Below are 19914 nucleotides of genomic sequence, written 5' to 3'. Positions count from 1 at the left end.
TTCAGCCCATCGTGTAGAAGAATTCTTCCCGCACGATCTTGCCGTCCTTGACGGTGTAGAGCGCCATTTCTTCCATCGTGAAGCGTTGCTTGGTGGGCTTCATGGTCACGTCGAACTTGAAGCCGACGATGAAGCGGTCGTCATGCGGCCAGGGGCCGGCGACCTGCATCGAGTGCACCTCGTGGTTGGCGACCCACCATTCGCCCTTGCCGCGGATGCCCGCGATGCCGACCGTCTCGCGCTCCCCGCCGGGCGGTGCAACGGCCTCGACGCTCACTGCGTCGGGGGCATAGAGCGCCAGGGCGTCCTCGAAATTTCCTGCCTTGCACACGGCCACGAGCTTGGCGGCGATCTCCTGGATGTTCATGCGGTTCTCCTTGGATGAACGAAAGGGGTGATGACGGAGGCGGGAGTTTAGGCCCGCGCATCCGGGCGCGGCTACTTATCTTTGGTGTGCGGGGCGTTGAGTGTGCGCATGCTGTCGGCCGCTTCCTGCGACACCCACAGCAGCGTGTTGAGATACGTCTCGATGCGGTCCACCAGCGCGCCGCGCGGACCGTCGCGCCACTCCGAAGATCCGTAAAACTTCGCCTGCTCGGCCTCCAGCGCTTCGCGGCTGTCGTAGGCGCGAACGAGGTGGTAAGTCTCTTCCTCGTGGTCCGATTTTCCATAGGTCACCACGTCCATGCCCTTGCTGCGCAGCATCGGCACGGCACGTTCGTGCATGGCCTCGTGGAATGCGTCGAGCGTGCCGGGTTTGAGGCGATAGGTGCGGATTTCGATGAGGCGGTTCATGGGGCGCTTTCGTCGGGGCCTATGCGGGTTGGAGAAGATCCCACTTGTTGCCGCAGAGGTCCAGGAAGACCGCGACCGTGCCGTGCGGTTCGTGCCTCGGTTCTTCGAGGAAGCGCACGCCGTGGGCCTTCATGTGCGCGTGGTCGGCGGCGAAATCCTGCGTGTGCAGGAACAGGAAGACGCGGCCACCTGCCTGGTTGCCGACCGCCGCTTTCTGTTCGTCGCTTGCAGCCTTGGCAAGCAGCAGCGTGGCACCCGCGTTGCGCGAAGGCGCGACCACCACCCAGCGCTTGCCCGGGCCGCGCGGCGTATCTTCGACGAGTTCGAAACGCAGCGCCTCGGTGAAGAAGCGGATGGCTTCGTCGTAGCCGTGGACGAGGAGGGTGATGGTGGCGAGGTGGCGGGGCGGGAGAGGCTGGATCATCGATGGATCACGCTGTGGTTGCAGTGGTAGCGAGCGGCCGGGTCGGCGGCACGCAACCGATAGACCTCTTCCCAGGTGGAGGCCCAGTCCGACTCCGGGGTCAGGGCGGTACCGGGGTACGCTTCTTCGCCGGCCTGCCTGAAAACCCGCCAAATTGGAAGATCGGTGGAGGCATGAGATCCGAAATAGGCCTCGACAAACGAAGGTAACCACTCGGAGTCCATACCGATGGACATCTGCGCGCCCGAGAGAGTGACAAGCCCCCACGGGGTTCGAGGCCCGAAGCCGGCTTCGCAGTACGCGATGCCAGTGTTCGATGTTGCGTGGTTCAGCACGGCCCAGCACGGATACGCTTCACCCGGAGTGCCGTAGTCCCACTCGCGCATGATCGCCACCGGCTCCACGAGGAGGCCTCGGATGTGCGCTCGGACACGCGTATCGAGGATGCGGGACAGCTCGGTCTCGACAAGCTGCCGAATCAGTGCGGGCGAAATGCTCATGCGGGAGATTCGGTGCGCATCCTGCGACTCGAGACGGTGATTCCGATCAGGTGAAAACAATCGCCGTCTTGTGCGCAATGCTCAACCGGGCCGATTCGTACAGCAGCAGCCACGATTCGATTTCCCGGTAGAGGCCTTCGTCGTCGCCCATGGTTTCGCTGAGCCGTTCGGCTTCCTCGTCCGACAATTGCCCATCCGTCAGCGCGATGCCCAGTGCAGGCGCGACCAGCACCAGTTCCTCGAGCAACCGGTACGACGAGCCGAGCATGCCGCCGGGCAGGTCGGTCTCGTCTTCCTCGGCAAAGATCACTTCCTCGAAATCGACCGGCACATAGAAGCCTTCCGCGTCGGAGTGGCACAGCAGGTGGCTCTCGAAGGTGCTGGCCACGTCTTCGAGCGTCTCGTCTTCCGTGGGATCGGTGTCCTCCGGCAGCGGCGTCGCCATCCATCCGGGCGTCGTCACGCGATGCGCGTAGGCGCGGCGCAGGTAGTGAATGAACGAGTAGGGCAGGCCGTCGATCGGTGCGCGCGAATCCAGCGGCGGCAGCACGCGTGGCTCCACATGCGGCGGCAGGCCCGCCTCGGCGAGCTTGCGGTTCACGACCGCAAAGTCTTCATCGAAGTGCTCGGCGCTCTCGGGATCGTTTTCGATCAGGTCGGCAAGGATGCCGACGCAAATGGCCAGACCCATGGGGTTCTCCAGGTTGTGGGTGGATTCGCTGCGATGGTGGCGAGAACCGGTGAAGGCGGCATGACGGCCGGCCTTCACCGTTGCGTCGTTACTTCGCCGCCTCCACCTTCACCCGCGCATTCGGCGCCTCGCCGAACATCTCGGGCGCATACATCGCCTCGACGCGGCTCGGTGGCAGCGCGAAGTCGCCAACGTTGTTCAGGCGCACGGTGTATTCCATCTTCACCACGCCCTTGGGCAGGTACTCGTAGTAGCTGCGGAAGGCCTCGAAGCTGCGCTCCTCGAAGGCGGCCCAGCCGGCGCCAGACTTCTTCTCGCCCTGCGTGGCGATCTGGGAGTCACGGCCGAGGCCGCCGCCCAGGATGGTCGCGCCGCCCGGGATCGGGTCGCTGATCACCACCCAGGTCATGTCCGCGCTGGCGTTCACTTCCAGCGTGACGCGCAACACGTCGCCGCGGGTGTACTTGCCCGCGGTGGCCTGCTCGACCGGGGTGATGGTCTTCTTGATCGCGTAGCCCGCGGCGAACGGCGCCTTCAACTGCACCGCGGCAATCGACTGCAGCGTGAGCCACGGCTTGCCGGTGCCTTGCTGCGTGACCAGCAGCGTGTCGCGCACCGGTGCACCCGACGGCGCGTTCGAGGCTGTGGCCCACGGCAGGAACATCGTGTTGTTCTTCAGGTTGCCCGGCGATGCGGGCGCGCCGAAGAAGGTGGTCTGGTTCGGCGCACCGGCGGCGTCGGTGGTCTTCACGCGCTCGACCTGGCTCCAGTTGACCTGGGCCTTGACCGCGCCGAGCGTGGCGGCCGTGACGCCGGCCACCGGTGTGCTCTCGAACACCTTGCTGAATTTCTCCAGCGCGAGCCCGCCCCACAGGTTGGCGGTGGTGGTGTGCCAGGCGCCGTTCTGCTGGCGGCCGATGAAGCCGTTGGCCAGCTTGCCGATGTCGTCCTTCCAGGCCGGGTCGTCCATCACGCTGAGCAACAGGCGGGCGGTGTTGACGTCGCCGTTGGTCATGAGCCACCACCAGTAGTCGTCCTGCTCGGTGCTGAAGATGAGCTTGGTGCCCTGGTAGGACAGGCGCGCCTTCAACACGTTGTTGGCCTCGTCCAGGCGCTGCTGGCGCTGCGGCACGTCGTTCACGCGCTTGAGGATATTGAGCCAGTCGATCACCGCGCTGGTGGGCCACTGGTTCGGCGCGATGGTGATGCTGCCCAGCATGCTTCCCTTGGCCTTGCCGTAGCGCGAGAGCGCTTCGAGCGCGGCGAGCTTGCGCACGTCGAGGTCCTTGCGCGGGCTCCAGAACTCGCGCGTGATGCGGCCTTCGACAAAGGCGATCAGGCCCGACTCCATCGGCGCGCGCACGTCGTCGGCGAGCGCGAAGGCGGGGTTCAACTGCGCGGCCTCGTTCGTCGCTGCGAGCAGGTACGAGGTGAGGATGTCGCTGCCGCGGTTGGCTTCGCCGTCGCGCGGCGGGAAGTAGTTGGCGAGGCCGTCGCCGTCGAGGTAGGTCGGCAGCGTCGCCAGTACGCCCTGCCACATCTTCGCGTCGCGGAGGCCCACCGACTTGCTGGTCTTCTGTTCGAGGCAGATGAAGGGGTAGTTGGCGAACCAGTCGCGCACGCCCGGCAGGCCTTCGGCCAGCTTGGGTTGAAGGGCAAGCTTCAGGCCGCCGCGGCCGGGGAGGGCGTCGGCGGGCGGGGCCACGTCGAGCGTGAAGGGCCCGTCGAGCTGCACCAGCGTGGCCTGCTGCACCGTGAGCGGCACCGAGGGCACGATGCGCTGGCGCACCTTGAGCGCATCGCGCGCGCCGCCGAGCGTGTCCTTCGCCTCGATCTCCCAGAGGATGGCTTCGGCGCGCGTCTGCGCGAGCTGCGCGGGCGCGGTCACGGTCCATGCCACTTCACGCGCTTCGCCGGCCGGAATGTCCACGGTCTGCGTCTCCAGCGTGAGCAGGGTGGCGCGCGGCGTGGCCTCGACCTTCATCGGCTTTTGCGTGGTGTTGCGCAGCGTGATCTGGGCGCGGAACTGGTCGTCCTCGCGCACCAGCGGCGGCAGGCCGCTGATGATCTGCAGGTCCTGCGTGGCCTGGATGCTCGCTTGCCCGGTGCCGAAGAGGCTGGTGCCCGAATCGGCCACGGCCACGATCTTGAAGGTGGTGAGCGCATCGTTCAGCGGCACCGTCACCACGGCCTGGCCGTTGGCATCGAGCACCACCTTCGGGTTCCACACGAGCAGGGTGTCGAGCAGTTCGCGCGTCTGGCCCTTGCCGCCGCCGCCGCCCGCGGGCACGGCCTTGCGCCCGTAGTGGCGCCGGCCGACGATTTCCATCTGCGCGGTGGAGGTGCTCACGCCCCAACTGCGGCGCTGCAGCATCGCATTCAGCAGGTTCCAGCTGTCATTGGGCATCAGCTCCAGCAGCGCCTGGTCGACCGCGGCCAGCGTCACTTCGGCGCCGGCGGCCGGCTTGCCGTCGGGCAGCTTGGCGGTGATGGTGATCTGGGCCTTGCTGCGGATCGGGTAGCTGGGCTTGTCGCTGGTGACGGTCACGTCCAGCTGGTGGGCGCGCGTGCCGACACGGATCTCGGCCATGCCGAGGCGATACGCGGGCTTGCTCAGGTCGACCATCGCGGTGGGCGCGACGTATTCCTTGCCCTCGTACCAGAAGGCGGTCCACCACTCGCGCGGGGCCTTGAAGCCCCAGGTGAAGAAGCTGTACCACGGCACTTCGCGCAAACGGCCGCGCAGCGCGAGCACGCTGATGTAGGCGTTCGGGCCCCATTCGGGCTTGACCTGCAGGGTGACCGTCGGGTCCTTGCCGTCGAGCTGCACGACGTGGGTTTCGATGATGCCTTCGCGCTCCACCGAGACCAGCGCGGTCGCAAAGCGGAAGGGGCTGCGCACCTGGAACTTGGCGACCTCGCCGGGCTGGTAGCTCTTCTTCTCGGGCAGCACGTCGATGCGGTCGTTGTCCTCGCCGCCGAACCAGAGTTCGCCCTGCTTGGTCACGTAGACGGAGCTCACGGCCTTGCTGTCGCGGCCGTCGCCGTCGGTGGCGCTGGCGATGAGTTCGACTTCGCCGGCTTCCTTCAGCTCCGACTCGCACAGGAGCAGCCCGCGCGCATCGCTCTTGCCGCTGCAGACGGTGCCGATGTCTTTCGTCTCGGTCTTGTTGTCGTAGGTGTAGAAGCCGCCCACCATGCGCTTGCGGCTGGTGGTGGTGATGCGCGCCACGGCGCGCACGTTGAGCGTCACGCCGGCCTGGGGCTTGCCCGTGAGGTCGAGCGCGAGCGCCTGGAACTTGAGCTTCTGGCTGGTGGAGACCCAGCCCTCGGTCTTGATGCCGGCGATGACGGAAGCGGGCCACAGCGTCTGCGTGCTGCGGATGGTCTGCACCTCGCCGTTGGGGTCGGCGTAGGTGGCTTCGAGCAGCAGCTCGCGCGCCGCCTTGACCTTCGGCACCTTGTCGATGGTGACCTTGCCCGCGCCGTCCTTGTTCAGCGTGAGCGGCAGCTTGTCGGCGATCACGCGGGTGTCGCTGGCGCTGTTGATGTCTTCGTCGGCGCCCGCGGTATCGGCCGCGGCGGCTGCCTGCGTGCCTTCGCCTTGTTCGGCGCGCGGCGGGTTGAAGCTGAAGGCGTCGTAGTCGGAAAAACTCAGGCTCTTGCCGCGCACCATGGCCGACACCCGCACCGGCAGGTTGGCGGCGCCGCCGCCGGCCACGTAATTGATCTGCACGTCAGTGGGCACGCTCGTTGCGGCCACCAGCGGTTTTTTCTCGGTGGGCGCAATGCGACCTTCAAGCACAGGCAGGCGGAATTCCTCGACGCGGAACATGCCGGTGCTGAAGCTGCGGCTGCCGCCGCCTTCGTCGCCGTCTTCACCGTCGCCGTTGGCGTCCTTGCCGCCGCCGCTGCGCAACATCACCTCGTACACGCCGAGCTTGGCGGCGGGCGGAATGGCAAAGCTGTTCTCGGCGCTCAGGCCGCCGGTGGCGGTTTTGCGCCAGCCGAGCGGCTGGGTGAAGCGCTGGCCGCTGCCCACGTGGGTGATGACCAGCGTGTCGGGACGGCTTTCGGGCAGGCCGAAGCCCTTGCTGGTCTGCGTACGGATCAGGCTCTTCATCGACACCGTCTCGCCGGCGCGCAGCAGCGTGCGGTCGAAGATGGTGTGGGCGATGCGGTCGGGCTCGGGCTGCAGGTTGGTGGGCACGTTGAAGCGCCAGGGCTCGATGCCGCGTTGCCAGTCGCTGAAGGTGAAGGCGAGGTCTTCCACGCCCTTGTCGTCCTTGGCACGGGCGCTCACGAACCAGGCGCCGCTGTCGTATTCGTTCGGGCCGTTGCAGCTCGGTGCCTGCGGCGACACGCCCTGCAGCGTGACGATGCCGTTGGCGTCGGTGGTGCCGGTGGCCACGGCCTTGCCGTCGCAGCTGGAGACGCGCACCTCGGCGCCGGCGACGACCTTGCCCTTGTCGAGCGTGGTGACCCAGGCCATCGAGTTCTCGCGGCCCAGCTTGAAGTGCACGGCCAGGTTGGTGGCCAGCGCGGTGGTGCGCACGTACATCGTGCGGCCGGCGTTGTAGCGCTCGTCGAGCAGGGCTTCGCCCAGTTTCTGCGAGGCGATCTCCAGCACGTGGAAGCCTGGCGTCAGCGGGATGCCGATGACTTCGAACGGGCGCGGATCGCCGGCGTCGGACTTGGGCATGTCGAGCGCCTTCACGCCCGGTTGGCCGGCCAGCAGCGACAGCATGCGCGTCTGCAGGCTGGTGCGGTCGTCCTTGTCGATCACAGGGGGCAGCGCGCCCTTGACGTCCTTGCGCGCTTGCTCGCGCGAGACGGTGTAGTTGTCGTAGCGGCGGACCTTGCGGAACCACGCGATGATTTCCGCGTCGGTCTTCGGGTTCATGTCGCTCACCTTGCCGGGCGTGAGCGCGTTCACCAGCAACTGCGGCTCCACGCGGCGCACGGTCACCGGCATCATGGCCGGGGTGCCGGGCTCGGCCAGCCGCTCGATCACACCGAAGGGCGAGGCGGCGAATTTGGCCAGTGGCGGCATCGCGCCGGTCGCCACCTTCAGCGGAAAGGTGTCGGGCGTGGCCAGCGGCCGGCCCGAGGCGTCCTCGAACTTGGAGGGCAACTCGATGCTGTACTGCGTGCTCTCGGCCAGCGGCGGGCCGAAGCTCACGTTGTTGACCACGTCGTCGTCGCTCTGCGTGCCGCCGTCGTTGTCGAGCTTGGCCTTGATCGTCTTGCCGTCGCCCTTGAGCTCGATCTGCGCAGCCAGCTTGCGCGTGACCGGCGCGTTGAACTGCAACTGCATCGGCCGCAGCGGCAGGCACGCGGACTGTGCGTTCTCGCGCTCGCAGGTGAAGGAAATGGCGAAGGGTTCGCGCACCTGGTAGTCGAGCCGGCGCTCCACGTTGTTGGCAACGCCCGAGGGCGTGGCCACGCCCTTGCCGTAGACGACCTGCACCTTGGCGCCGGGCGTCAGCGTGCGGTTGCACTGCATGGTGATGAAGCGCAACGGGTCTTTTTCGGCCGCCTTGTCGCGGTTGAAGGCCTTGAGCACGCCCGCGCGCTGCTCGCCATCGAGCAGCTTGACGGGAATGCGTTCACCCACGCCATCGGCCGCGCACCACACGTTCTGCCGCACGCTCTCCAGCGTGGCCGCGCCGTTGAGTTCGAGCACGAACATCTGCTGCTCGTCGATGCGGGAATAGGTGCCCGGCATGTAGCTGCGCACGAACGGGCCGCCGCTATTGAATTGGTAGCGCTCGGGGCCGGTCAGCTCGCCGCCCGCGCTGGGCTTGAAGGTGGGGATGCGGGTGACGGTGCAGCGCACGCCGGGCGGCAGGTCGTTCTCGAAGTCGTAGACCCAGGCCTTGGCGTCGGTCCAGCGGCCGGTGCCCTTGCCGGCCTGTGCGTCGGTGCAGCTCACCGAGAGCGGCGCGGGCGCCTTGGGGTCGCCGAAATTGACGGCCGCCTGGTCGAACTTGGCGACGATCTGGCGCACGCGCGCCACCTCGCCCTGCGGGGTCAGGCTGACGATCTGGAGTGCAAAGCTCGGACCGGCCAGCAGCGTGCTCGCGGCCAGGAGCAATGAGGGAACGAAACGGGTCACGGAATCTCCTCCTTGGGGCAGCGCGCAGCGTAGCCGATTTGCACGTCAGTACGGCAGTGCCAACCGTCATATGCCGTTCGTGCCTTCGGCCCGGTCAGGCGCGGTTTGCATCAGTCTTCTTACAATCCATCCCGTCGTGCGTGCGCCGCGCAGACCGCCACCAAGACCTCGCCGCCGACCGATGAAACGCTACTGGGAAATAGACGCCTTGCGCGGGCTGATGCTCGTGCTGATGACCGTCACCCACCTCCCCACGCGGCTGACCGATCCGCTCGGGCAGCCTTTCGGGTTCGTCTCGGCCGCCGAGGGCTTCGTCCTGCTGTCGGCCTTCGTGGCGGGGCTGGTCTACAGCCGCATCGGTTATGTCCGCGGGGTCGAATCGATGCGTGTCGCGTTCTGGCGGCGCGTGGTCAAGGTCTACCTGTGCCAGGCGGCGATCCTTTTGTTTTTGTTCACCGTGATCGCGGCGCTCGGGCTGCACATCGACCAGCCGGCGGTGAAGAACCTGGTGTCGTACTACCTGGCGGAGCCGCGCGACGGCTTCCTCTTCGGGCTGCTGCTGATCTACGAGCCGGCGCTGCTCGACATCCTGCCGATGTACATCTTCTTCATGCTCATGAGCCCCTGGGTGCTGGCCTTCGCCATGCGCCACGGCTGGTCGCTGGTGATGGTGGCGAGCGTCGCCGTGTGGGCGGCGGCGCAGTTCGGCATCAGCGAATGGATCTACGGGCTGGCCGTGCGCTACCTGCACATCCCGGTGCCGTTCCACGAGATGGGCGCCTTCAACACCTACGCCTGGCAGTTCCTCTGGTTCGCGGGCCTGTGCCTGGGCGCCACCCGCAACGGGCCCGAGGCGCGGCCGCTGCGCTTTCCGTGGTGGCTGCTGGTGCTGGCGGCGGGCATCGCGCTCTACGGGGTCTACTGGCGCCACACCGGCATCAACGGCCAGGCGCCGTTCGGTGGCGATGTGGAGCTGAACCTGCTGTTCGACAAGTGGCAGCTCGGCCCGCTGCGGCTGGTGAACCTCGTGGCGCTGGGCATCCTGGCGGTGCGCTTCGGGCCCTGGCTGATGCGCCGGATTCCACGGCTGCATTGGCTCGAGGCAATGGGTTCGGCGTCGCTGCCCGTGTTCTGCGCGCACCTCGTGGCGGTGCTGCTGGTGCTGGCCTTCTACGGCGACAGCCAGACCGCGAGGCCCTGGTGGGGCGATGGGCTGCTGTTGCTCGCGGTGTTTGCGGGGATGTACTTCGTGGCGCGGTTCACGCGCGGCGCTGATGTGCCGCCGCCGGCGGACGACATGCCGACCGCACCGGCAAAGGCCTGAGGCCGCTTCAGGGCAGGCCGGAGGCCGGCACCGCCGGTGCGTCGGCACCCGGCAGGTGCGAGGCGATCACCGAGTGCCACAGGCGGTAGCCCGCATCCGTCATGTGCAGCCTGTCCCCGCGGAACAGTTCCATCCGCGGCCGGCCGTCGGCGCCGAGCATCGGCGTGTAGATGTCGATGAACTCGCTGTTGGGAAGCAGGTTCAGGTACGCCGAGATCACATGGTTGGTCTCGCGGATCTGGGGCATCAGCTGCTCGCGCGAGGGGCTGGGCTTGACCGAGACGAAGCTGATGCGCGCGTCCGGCAGTTCGGCGCGCACCGTGTTGGCAAAGCGCGCGAAGCTGTCGAGCACCTGCAGCGGCGTGCGGCCCTCGGCCAGGTCGTTGTCGCCGGCGTACACCACCACCTGCCGGGGCTTGTAGCGCACCACCAGTTCGCGGGCGAACAGGCTGCAGTCGGCCAGCGTCGAGCCGCCGAAGCCGCGGTTGACCACGCCGCCGGGCACGCGGGCAAAGTCCTGCGCAAGGCGGGTCCACATGCGGACGGTGGAACTGCCCACGAACACCACGCCGCCCGGAGGCGGGAGGCGCTCCTGGTCGGCGCGCGCGAAGGCCGCGAGTTCGTTGTGCCAGCGCGCCTTGGCGGCAAGGTATTCGGAGGAGGCGTCCGCGGCGGTGGCGCCGTCCGCCTCGTAGGGGAAGGCGGCAGACGCGGTCTGGGCGTGGGAGGCGAGCGCTGCCGCGAGCAGCGCGACCGCGGCCAGCGCGGATTTCATCGAAGGCATCGGAAAGACGGAAGAAAGCAAATCAGATTGTTTTTTCGATCAGGGCGCCCTTGAAGACGATGGGCCCCTTCGGACCGCTGCCCGGTGGCACGCCGCCCTTGGCTTCCAAGGTAACGGCCAAGGTCGGCACCTGGTGCACATCGGATTCTGACGCAGCCAGCCGCAGGGCCGGCGCGTTGTCGAGCACGCCGAGCGAACGCGGCGCGCCACCCGGCGGCAGGGCCCAGAGCTGCAGCGACTTGTCGGTGCCTTCGCTGTAGCTGCCCACGCGCTGCAGCACCAGCTGTTTCTTGCGGGGATCGAAGGTCACCAGCAGCGAGGCGGCGGCCTGGTCGTCGGACAGCACGGCCACGTACTGCACGGCCGGCGCATTGACCAGCTGGTCGCGCAGGTTCAGCCCGACCACCACGGCCAGCACGGTGGCCAGTGCGCCGGCAGCCGTGGCGCCGCGCCAGAGCGCGAGGCTGCTGAGCCACCCGCCTTGCGGCTGGACGGTGGCGGTGGCGGCCCGGGCATTGGCATCGTCGCGCTGCCGTTCGATGGCGTGCTGCGCCTTCTCGGCGTCGATGATGTTGCGGATGCGGGTCCAGACGGCGGCGTCGGGGACGATCGGGCTCTGCAGCTCGGTCATGCTCGCGAGCCGGCTCTGCCAGACCAGCGCCGCGGCGCGCACCGGCGCCTGTTCGCGCGCCAGGGCTTCGAAACGGCGGCGGGCGCCGCCGCGCAGGGTGCCGAGCGCGTGGCTCGCGGCCAGCAGTTCGAGCAGTTCGGGGTGAGCGGTGAGGTTCATGAGGGGGCTGCTTTCTTCACCGTCGTCACGCAAAACGACCCATGCAGGTGCGCAGTTTCTCGAGGCCGCGCCGGATCCAGGTCTTGACCGTGCCCAGCGGCAGCTTGAGCTGCTCGGCCAGCTCGCCATGGCTCATCTCGCGCAGGTAGGCGAGGCTGACCACTTCGCGCTGCTTGCCTTCGAGCTGGCGGAGGCACTGGTGCAGCGCCCAGGCCTGTTCGCTCGCATCGGCCGTGTCGGCGGGGTTGGGCGCATCCGATTCGAGGGTGTCGGCCATCAGCTCGTCGAATTCCTGCGTGAGCTGGGCGCGGTCGGCGGTGCGGCGGCGCAAGAGGTCGAGCGCGCGGCTGCGCACGATCAGGCCCAGCCAGGCGAGCGGCGGGCTCAGCGTGGCGCGGTAGTCGCCGGCCACGCGCCAGACTGTCAGAAAAGCCTCCTGCAGCACATCCTCGGCCCATTCGCGCTGCCGGACCACGCGCATCGCCAGACCCATGAGCTTGGGCGCGGTACGGTCGTAGAGCTGGCGCAGGGCGGCTTCGTCGCGATGGCCGATCCGATCGATCAGCGCCATCAGTTCGGCGTCGGGGCTGGGTGCTGTCATCGGCGGATTGTCGGGCATCGGTGGGCATGGACAAGGTACGGCCCCGCGGGGTCGCCGGATTCAAACAACAGGCCTCCAGATACCGTTTTTGGAAACATTCGTTAACGTATACTGCCCCGCAAAATCGGAGCGGGGCCGCGCATGCGCGGGAGGCGGAATGAAGCAAATTGCGATCGTCATCGTGCTCTGCGTGGGCGCGTGGTACTTCTTTATCGGCGGCCGCAAGCTCGACGAGCCGATGGTGCGCGACTACTACTACAAGGAAGCGCGCGCGATTTCCGCCAACGACGCCGACAAGCTGTGCAGGCAGCTCAGCCGCAAGGCCGTCATCGAGAGCAAGACCACGATGATGGGCAAGACGGTGGAGACCACGCACAACCGCGACGAAGCCTGCGAGGCACAGCACCGGACCTTCGAGAAGCTGCGCATGGTCAGCGACCAGGTCGGCAGCATCCTTGCCATCGAGTACGACTACCAGATCGACAGCGTCGAGCTCGCGCCCGACCGCAAGAGCGCCACCGTGCAGGGCACCAACGTACTCAAGATGGGCGAGTCGCTCCTTCAGTTCAAGACCAGTTTCACCCAGCGGCTGGAGCGCGAACTGGGCCAGGTGCGCCTCGTGCACGCCGAGGAGGCCACGGTGGTGCGCGTGGGTGGCCGCGGTGCCATGAGCCAGAGCGAGTTCTTCCGTAAATAGGGGCCGGCCATGATCGTCCAGGATTCGTTGCCACCCCCGCCGCCGTTCTGGCACCGCCTCAACAGCTTCTTCGCCTTTCCGCTCCAGCTGCGGCCGCTGGCCTACGGCCTCGTGCTGTCGTTCTGCAGCCTGCTCTACGACGCGATTTTCTTCCTGCCCGACGTGCTGGCGTTCATCGTCATCGAAGTCGGCATCATGCTGGCGGCCAGTCGCTACGGCTTCAAGATCGCCGCGCTGGGCGCGCGCGGCATCTGGCAATCGGCCGACTTCGGGCGCGAATCGAGCGACGACTGGACCTACCTGCCGTGGAAGCTCTTCGCCATCTCGCTCATGCAGGCTGCCGTGGTCGCGTGGCTCGCGTGGTACGAGCCGGTGCTGGGCACCGTGGCGCTGTTCGTCATGTCGTTCAGTTTCCCGGCCGCGGTGCTGGTTCTGGTGCAGTCGGGCAGCTTCTTCCAGGCGACGAACCCCGGGCATGTGTGGGATGCGATCCGCACCGTCGGCTGGCCCTATGCGCTGCTGTGCCTGTTCCTGTTCATGCTGAGCACGGGCGCGCAGATCGCCATTTCGATGGTGGCGCCGATGTTCGACGGCCGCATCATCCTGCCGATCGTCAACTTCGCGTTCATCTACTTCGGCTGGGTGATGGCGAGCCTTTTGGGCTACGTGATGTACCAGCACCACGACGCCTTCGGCATCGACGTGGTGCCCGGCGGCGGCGTGGGCGAAGGCATGCCGGTGGACCGCCGCTCGCCCGCGCAGATCGCCGCGCAGCGCATCGATGCCGAGGTGGCACAGTTCATCACCGAAGGCGACTTGGCCGCCGCGCTGGGCTCCGCCTACGAGGCGCAGCGCACCGCCGCGATCGACGACCTGGCCGCGCAGCGCCGCTACCACCGCGTGCTGTCGATGATGCCGGACAAGCAGAGCACGATGCTCGATCAGGCCAAGCGCTTCATTCCGCTGCTGATGCGGCGCGATCTGTCGTCCGAAGCGCTTAAGGTCTTCAAGGCCTGCCGCGAGAAGGACAAGGCCTTCGCGCTCGACGACGCGGCCACGGTCATCGCGATGGCGCGGGCCGAATGGCGCAACGGCGATGCGCACGCCACGCTGGCGCTGCTGTCGGGTTTCGACCGGCGCTTCCGGGGCCACGAGGCGATTCCGCAGGCTTATGAACTCGCGGCCCGTGCGCTGGTGCAGGGCCTGGGGCGCGCCGATATGGCGCAGCCCATCCTCACCACGATGGAGTCGCGCTATCCGAACAGCGAGCAGACGCAGGAAGTGCGCTGGCTGCTGCGGCCGGCGCCGGAAGCCAGCTAACCGTTAACCGTTCCTGTCCGCGCCTTCGCTCCAGCCGCCGCCCAGCGTCCTGTAGATCGTGAGCCGGTTGGTCTGCTCGGTGAGTTGCAGGCCGATCAGCGTCTGCTGCGCCGCGTAGTGCGCGCGCTGCGCATCCAGCACATCGAGGAAGCTCGTCGCGCCGCTCCTGAAAAGCGACTGCGAGAGCTCGAAGCTGCGCGAAGTCGCGCCCAGCAGCGAGCGCTGCGCATCGAGCCGTTCGGCCAGCGTGCGGCGCTCGGCCAGCGCGTCGGCCACTTCGCGGAAGGCCGTCTGCACGGTCTTCTCGTAGGTCGCGAGCTGGATCTTCTGCTGCGCCTCGGCCACCTTCAGGTTCGAGCGGTTGGCGCCGCCGTCGAAGATCGGCACGCTGACCGAAGGCGCGAAGCTCCATGCCTTGCTGCCGCTCGTGAACAGGCCCGAGAGCGTGCTGCTCGCCGTGCCCGCCGAAGCCGTGAGCGCGATGCGCGGAAAGAAGGCTGCGCGCGCCGCGCCGATGTCGGCGTTGCTGGCGCGCAGGGCGTGCTCGGCGGCGCGCACGTCGGGGCGCTGCTGCAGCACGTTCGACGAGAGGCCGGCCGGCGGCACGAGCAGTTGGGCGGCTTCGGTCATCGCCGTGGTCGGCAGCAGTTCCACTGGTGGCGTGGTGCCGACCAGCAGCGCGAGCGCATTGCGGTCCTGCTCCACCAGGCTGTCGAACGCGGCGGCATCGGCGCGCGCGGCATCCACCGTGCTTTGCGACTGCGCGAGCGCCAGGCCCGATTGCGAACCCAGCGCATGGCTGCGCTGGATCAGGTCGTAGGACTTGCGCTGGCTCTCCAGCGTGCTGCGCGCGAGCGCCAGGCGCTGCTCGTCCGCGGCCAGCTGCAGCCAGGCCGTGGCCACGGACGCCACCAGGCTGATCTGCGTGCTGCGCCGGGTTTCCTCGGTCTGGAAGTAGCTCTGCAATGTCGATTCGCTCAGGTTGCGCACCCGGCCGAACAGGTCGAGCTCGTAGGCCGTCATGCCGAGGTCGGCGCTGTACTGCGAGGCGATGCGCGCCTCGCCGCTGGTCGCGAGGCTGCCCGGCGTGCGCGAGCGGCTGCCACCCGCGCCGGCGTCGACGCCTGGGAACAGGCCCGCGCGCGCGATGCCGTACTGGGCGCGTGCGCGCTCGATGTTGAGCGCCGCCACGCGCAGGTCGCGGTTGTTGGCGAGCGCGAGTTCGATCACGCCCTGCAACTGCTTGTCGACGAAGAAATCGCGCCAGCTCACGTCGAGCGGCGTGGCCGTGGCGACCCCGCCCGAAGGCAAGGCCTGCGGCACCGGCGAGGCCGGCGTTTCATAGGCGGGCGCGAGGTTGATGCAGCCCGAGAGCACCGCCGAAGCCATGGCCGCGCAGGCCAGCGTGCGCAGCGGAAAGCGGGAGAGGGATGTGCGTCGCATCAGTGGTCTCCCTGTTCCGCGGTTGTCGCCGGCAATGCGTCAGGCGCTTCGGCCTTGGCCGGCTTGCGCCTGCCCTCCAGCCATCCGCGGATCAACGCAAAGAACAGCGGCACGAAGAAGATGCCGAGCGCGGTGCCCACCACCATGCCGCCCAGCACCGCGGTGCCGATCGACTGGCGGCCACCCGCGCCCGCGCCGGTGCCGATGGCCAGCGGCAGCACGCCGAAGCCGAAGGCCAGCGAGGTCATGAGGATGGGGCGTAGCCGGAGGCGCACCGCTTCCAGCGTCGCCTCGATCACGCCCTTGCCCTGCTCCTGCAGCTGCTTGGCGAACTCCACGATCAGGATCGCGTTCTTCGACGAGAGCCCCACCGTCGTCAGCAATCCGACCTGGAAATACACGTCGTTGCTCAGGCCCCGGAAGCTGGTGAACAGCAGCGCCCCCACGATGCCCAGCGGCACCACCAGGATCACCGAGAACGGCACCGACCAGCTCTCGTACAGCGCCGCGAGGCACAGGAACACGAACAGGATCGAAATTGCATAGAGCACAGGCGCCTGCGCGCCCGAGAGCCGCTCCTGGAACGACGCGCCGGTCCATTCGTAGCCGATGCCCGGCGGCATCTGCTTCATCACCTCGTCCACTGCGGCCATGGCGTCGCCCGAGCTCACGCCCGGTGCGGCATCGCCCACGAACTCGTAGCTCGGGCTGCCGTTGTAGCGCTGAAGCTGCGGCGAGCCGTACGTCCAGCGCGAACTCGAGAACGCGGGGAACGGCACCATCTGCCCCAGGCTGTTGCGCACGCTCCAGCGGTCGATGTCGGCGGGCAGCATGCGAAAGGCGGTGTCGCCCTGCATGTACACGCGCTTCACGCGGCCGTTGTCCAGGAAGTCGTTGAGGTAGGTGCCGCCCATCGCGCTGGAGAGCGTGCTGTCGATGTCGGCCGTGGCCAGACTCGCCGCGCCGGCGCGCGCATCGTCGATGTCCACCGCGAACTGCGGCGTGTCGTCCAGGTTGTTGCTGCGCACGTTCACGACCACGTCGGAGCGCTTGGAAAGCAGCTCGATGACCTGGTCGCGCGCCTTCACCAGCGCGTCGTGGCCGAGGCCGTTGATGTCCTTCAGATAGAAGTTGAAGCCCGCGTTGGCACCCAGCCCGCGCACTGCCGGCGGCAGCAGCACGAACACGCGCGCGTCGCGGATGGTGGAGAGGTCCTTGTTGGCACGGCGGGCGAGCGCCGCGGCCGATTGCCCCTCGCCTTCGCGCTCGGCCCAGTCCTTGAGCTTGACGAAGGCGCGCGCCGAGCTCTGGTCGCCGTTCTGCCCGGTGATGACGTTCACGCTCACCACCTCGGGCTGCTTCGTGAAGTAGTCCTGCATCTGCGCGACCACCGGCTGCAGCCGCGCGTCCGAGGCGCCCGGTGGCAGCGTCACCTGCACCTGCAGGAAGGCCTGGTCCTCGTCGGGCAGGAAGGAGGTGGGAAGGCGCATGAACAGCACCGCCATTGCGGCCGCGATCAGCAGGTACACCACGATGCTGCGTTTGCCGCGCCGCACGATGCCGCCGACGACGCTCTGGTAGCGGTCGGCGCCCTTGTCGAAGTTGCGGTTGAAGCCCGCGAAGAAGCGGTCGACCGCGCCCATCACACCCTTGCGCGGCACCGCGTGCTGGCCCTTGGCCACAGGCTTGAGCAGCGTCGCGCACAGCGCCGGCGTGAGCGTGAGCGCCACGAACACCGACAGCGCCATCGCCGAGACGATGGTGATCGAGAACTGCCGGTAGATCACGCCGGTCGAGCCGCCGAAGAAGGCCATCGGGATGAACACCGCCGACAGCACCAGCGCGATGCCCACGAGCGCGGGCGTGATCTCGGCCATCGACTTGCGCGTGGCCTCCTTGGGCGAGAGACCCTCCTCATGCATCACGCGTTCGACGTTTTCCACCACCACGATGGCGTCGTCCACCAAGAGGCCGATGGCCAGCACCATGCCGAACATGGTGAGTGTGTTGATCGAGTAGCCGGCAATGGAGAGCACGCCGAAGGTGCCCAGCAGCACCACCGGCACCGCAATGGCCGGGATCAGCGTGGCGCGGAAGTTCTGCAAAAAGATATACATCACCAGCACGACCAGCAGCATGGCCTCGGCCAGCGCCTTCACCACCTCGTCGATGGACGCGCTCACGAAGGGCGTGGTGTCGTAGCTCACGAAGGTCTGCAGCTGGTTCGGAAAGAGCGGCTGCAGCTCGGCCACCTTGGCCTTCACCGCCTCGGCCACCTGCACCGCGTTGGCGCCGTCGGCCAGCACCACGCCCAGGCCCGCGCCGGGGCGGCCGCCCAGTTGCGAGCGCACTGTGAGGTTCTCGGCGCCCAGCTCCACGCGTGCCACGTCGCGCAGGGCGCACCACGGCGCCGTCGGGCGTCGCGCGCAGCACCACGTTCTCGAACTGCTCCGCCGTCTGCAGCTTGCTGCGCGCGGTGATGGTGGCGTTGAGCTGCTGCTGCGCACCGGCCGGCAGCGCGCCCAGCTGGCCGGCCGACACCTGCGCGTTCTGCGCGGTGATGGCGTTGCCCACGTCGGAAGGCATCAGCGCGTACTTGCGCAGCTTGTCGGGGTCCAGCCACAGGCGCATCGCGTAGCCGGTGCCCAGCGTCTGCACCTCGCCCACGCCGTCGATGCGGCTGATCACGTCGACCAGGTTGCTGCTGATGTAGTCGCCCACGTCCACCGCCGAGGCGCTGCCGTCGCCCGAGTACATCGAGACGATCAGCAGGAAGTCGTTGCCGCCCTTGGTGACGGTGACGCCCCGGCTTTGCACCTGCTGCGGCAGGCGCGACATGGCCTGCTGCAGCTTGTTCTGCACCTGCATCTGGGCCACGTCGATGTTGGTGCCCGCGTTGAAGGTGAGCGACAGGCGCGCCACGCCCGAGGAGTTGCTGGTCGACTGCATGTAGAGCAGGTTGTCCAGCCCCTTCATCTGCTGCTCGATGACCTGGGTGACCGAGTCTTCGACCGTCTTGGCCGAGGCGCCGGTGTAGGTGGCGTTGATCGACACGCGCGGCGGCGCGATGTCGGGGTACTGCTCGAGAGGCAGCGTGCGGATGGCCATCAGCCCGGCGAGCATGACGACGATGGAGAGCACCCACGCGAAGATGGGGCGGTCGATGAAGAACTGGGCCATGGCGGGGCCTCAGCGCGCGAGCGTTGCGGAAGCCGCGTCGGGTGCTACGGCCGCCACGGGGCTCGTCACCGGCTTCGCGCCCAGGTCGACCACGCGCACCTTGTCGCCGACCTTCACCCGCTGCGAGCCTTCCATCATCACCCGGTCGCCCGCGGCCAGGCCGTCGATCACCTGCCAGTGCGTGCCGACCGCGCGGCCCACGCTGATCGGCCGTTTGGCGACCTTGTTCTCGGTGTCGATCACCAGCGCCGAGGCGCTGCCGTCCGGCGCGCGCGTGACGGCCTGCTGTGGCACCAGCAGCGCGGCCTGGTTCACGCCTTCCTGGAGCACCGCGCGCACGTACATGCCGGGCATCAGCAGCCGGTCGGGGTTGGGCACCACCGCACGCAGCGTGACGCTGCCGGTGCCCGCATCGACCGTGACGCCGCTGAAGGTGAGGCGCCCGGCATGCGGGTACTTGCTGCCGTCTTCGAGCAGCAACTGGATGCTCGCCTCGGCGCCGTTCGCGCGCTGCAGCCGGCCGCTGGCCAGCTCGCGCTTCAGGCGCAGCAGCTCGCTGCTCGATTGCGTGACATGCACGTGGATCGGGTCGAGCTGCTGCACGGTGGTCATGGCCGCCGTTTGGTTGGCCGTGACCAGCGCGCCCGGGGTCACGGTGGAGAGTTCGGCCCAGCCGGTGATTGGCGAGGTGATGCGCGTGTAGCCCAGCTGGATGCGCGTGGTCTGCTCGGCCGCGCGGGCCACGCCGAGATCGGCTTCGGCCTGCTGCTCGGCCGCCTGCGATTCGTCGAACACCTGGCGGCTGATGGCGTCGATCTTCACCAGTTCCGCGTTGCGCTTCGCCACAGTGCGGGCCGTGGCCAGAGCGGATTCGGCCTTGCGCACGCTGGCTTGGGCGCTGGCATGCGCCGCCTGCAGCGAGGCCGGGTCGAGCTGGTAGAGCACCTGTCCGGCCTTGACCTGCGAGCCTTCTGTAAAGAGCCGTTCCTTCAGGATGCCGCCGACCTGCGGGCGGATCTCGGCGATGACCGGCGCGGCGGTGCGGCCGGGGAGCTCGGTGCTCAGGGCGAGGGTTTCGTGCTTCAGGGTGATGGCGCCGACTTCCTTTTCTGGTGCGGCAGCGGCCGCCTTGGCTGCGCCGGGCGTCTCCACGCTGGTGCGTGAACACCCTGCAAGCGCGGCGATGGCCAGGGCTGTCAAGAGCAGGGCGAAGCGGGAGGGGGTGTGGTCAGGCATGAATCAGGCAA

At 68.0% G+C, this 19914-nt stretch carries 14 protein-coding genes and 1 pseudogene; 3 read left to right on the top strand and 12 right to left on the bottom strand.

Features of this window, described 5'->3' with window-relative positions:
* Position 1: 1 nt before the first annotated feature.
* The 6 genes from NU688_RS24365 to NU688_RS24340 all read right to left on the bottom strand — a co-directional run bounded on the left by NU688_RS24365 (position 2) and on the right by NU688_RS24340 (position 8528).
* The gene (locus NU688_RS24365) at positions 2-367 is read right to left on the bottom strand and encodes a nuclear transport factor 2 family protein (protein WP_257863397.1); all 366 of its coding nucleotides are present in this window, start codon (positions 365-367) and stop codon (positions 2-4) included.
* A 71-nt stretch (positions 368-438) separates the two neighbouring features.
* Positions 439-795 (bottom strand): NIPSNAP family protein, encoded by a 357-nt coding sequence (locus tag NU688_RS24360; RefSeq protein ID WP_257863396.1) that lies wholly within the window; start codon positions 793-795, stop codon positions 439-441.
* 19 nt (positions 796-814) lie between these two features.
* A complete protein-coding gene (locus tag NU688_RS24355; protein ID WP_257863395.1) occupies positions 815-1219 on the bottom strand; it encodes a VOC family protein in 405 nt (134 codons plus the stop codon).
* Positions 1216-1719 carry a hypothetical protein gene (locus tag NU688_RS24350; RefSeq protein ID WP_257863394.1) on the bottom strand — a complete coding sequence of 168 codons (504 nt, stop codon included), beginning with the start codon at positions 1717-1719 and terminating at the stop codon, positions 1216-1218. The genes NU688_RS24355 and NU688_RS24350 overlap by 4 nt, the downstream gene beginning before the upstream one ends.
* A 46-nt stretch (positions 1720-1765) precedes the next feature.
* A complete protein-coding gene (locus tag NU688_RS24345; RefSeq protein ID WP_257863393.1) occupies positions 1766-2410 on the bottom strand; it encodes a hypothetical protein in 645 nt (214 codons plus the stop codon).
* An 88-nt stretch (positions 2411-2498) separates the two neighbouring features.
* Positions 2499-8528 carry an alpha-2-macroglobulin gene (locus tag NU688_RS24340; RefSeq protein ID WP_257863392.1) on the bottom strand — a complete coding sequence of 2010 codons (6030 nt, stop codon included), beginning with the start codon at positions 8526-8528 and terminating at the stop codon, positions 2499-2501.
* Between the two features lie 181 nt (positions 8529-8709).
* On the opposite strand from NU688_RS24340, the gene opgC reads away from it, so the two are divergent.
* The gene (opgC, locus tag NU688_RS24335) at positions 8710-9852 is read left to right on the top strand and encodes an OpgC domain-containing protein (RefSeq protein WP_257863391.1); all 1143 of its coding nucleotides are present in this window, start codon (positions 8710-8712) and stop codon (positions 9850-9852) included.
* 7 nt (positions 9853-9859) lie between these two features.
* Here the strand turns inward: opgC and NU688_RS24330 are convergent, their stop codons facing one another.
* From NU688_RS24330 to NU688_RS24320, 3 genes are read right to left on the bottom strand one after another with little or no spacing between them, the layout of a single operon-like run.
* Positions 9860-10627, bottom strand: coding sequence for an SGNH/GDSL hydrolase family protein (locus NU688_RS24330; protein WP_257863390.1), 768 nt, complete (start codon positions 10625-10627; stop codon positions 9860-9862).
* Between the two features lie 31 nt (positions 10628-10658).
* Positions 10659-11426: an anti-sigma factor domain-containing protein gene (locus NU688_RS24325; protein WP_257863389.1), complete on the bottom strand. Its 768-nt coding sequence runs from the start codon at positions 11424-11426 to the stop codon at positions 10659-10661.
* A gap of 25 nt (positions 11427-11451) precedes the next feature.
* Positions 11452-12027: an RNA polymerase sigma factor gene (locus tag NU688_RS24320; RefSeq protein WP_256219423.1), complete on the bottom strand. Its 576-nt coding sequence runs from the start codon at positions 12025-12027 to the stop codon at positions 11452-11454.
* Positions 12028-12184: 157 nt separating this feature from the next.
* Here NU688_RS24320 and NU688_RS24315 point away from each other — a divergent pair, with 157 nt between their 5' ends.
* Complete coding sequence (locus NU688_RS24315) at positions 12185-12724, top strand: hypothetical protein (RefSeq protein WP_257863388.1); 540 nt, start codon at positions 12185-12187, stop codon at positions 12722-12724.
* A 9-nt stretch (positions 12725-12733) separates the two neighbouring features.
* Positions 12734-14044 carry a DUF4013 domain-containing protein gene (locus NU688_RS24310; protein ID WP_257863387.1) on the top strand — a complete coding sequence of 437 codons (1311 nt, stop codon included), beginning with the start codon at positions 12734-12736 and terminating at the stop codon, positions 14042-14044.
* 3 nt (positions 14045-14047) lie between these two features.
* Here NU688_RS24310 and NU688_RS24305 read toward each other — a convergent pair whose 3' ends face one another.
* The 3 genes and pseudogenes from NU688_RS24305 to NU688_RS24295 form a co-directional block, all read right to left on the bottom strand.
* Positions 14048-15487, bottom strand: coding sequence for an efflux transporter outer membrane subunit (locus NU688_RS24305; RefSeq protein WP_257863386.1), 1440 nt, complete (start codon positions 15485-15487; stop codon positions 14048-14050).
* A pseudogene (locus tag NU688_RS24300) lies at positions 15487-18667 on the bottom strand (efflux RND transporter permease subunit). The gene NU688_RS24305 and the pseudogene NU688_RS24300 overlap by 1 nt, the downstream one beginning before the upstream one ends.
* Before the next feature lie 9 nt (positions 18668-18676).
* Complete coding sequence (locus NU688_RS24295; RefSeq protein WP_257863385.1) at positions 18677-19903, bottom strand: efflux RND transporter periplasmic adaptor subunit; 1227 nt, start codon at positions 19901-19903, stop codon at positions 18677-18679.
* Positions 19904-19914 lie beyond the last annotated feature (11 nt).

The sequence above is a fragment of the Variovorax sp. ZS18.2.2 genome, from assembly GCF_024701975.1.
Lineage (GTDB): Bacteria > Pseudomonadota > Gammaproteobacteria > Burkholderiales > Burkholderiaceae_C > Variovorax.
This window is presented reverse-complemented; position numbering and strand designations above follow the sequence as displayed.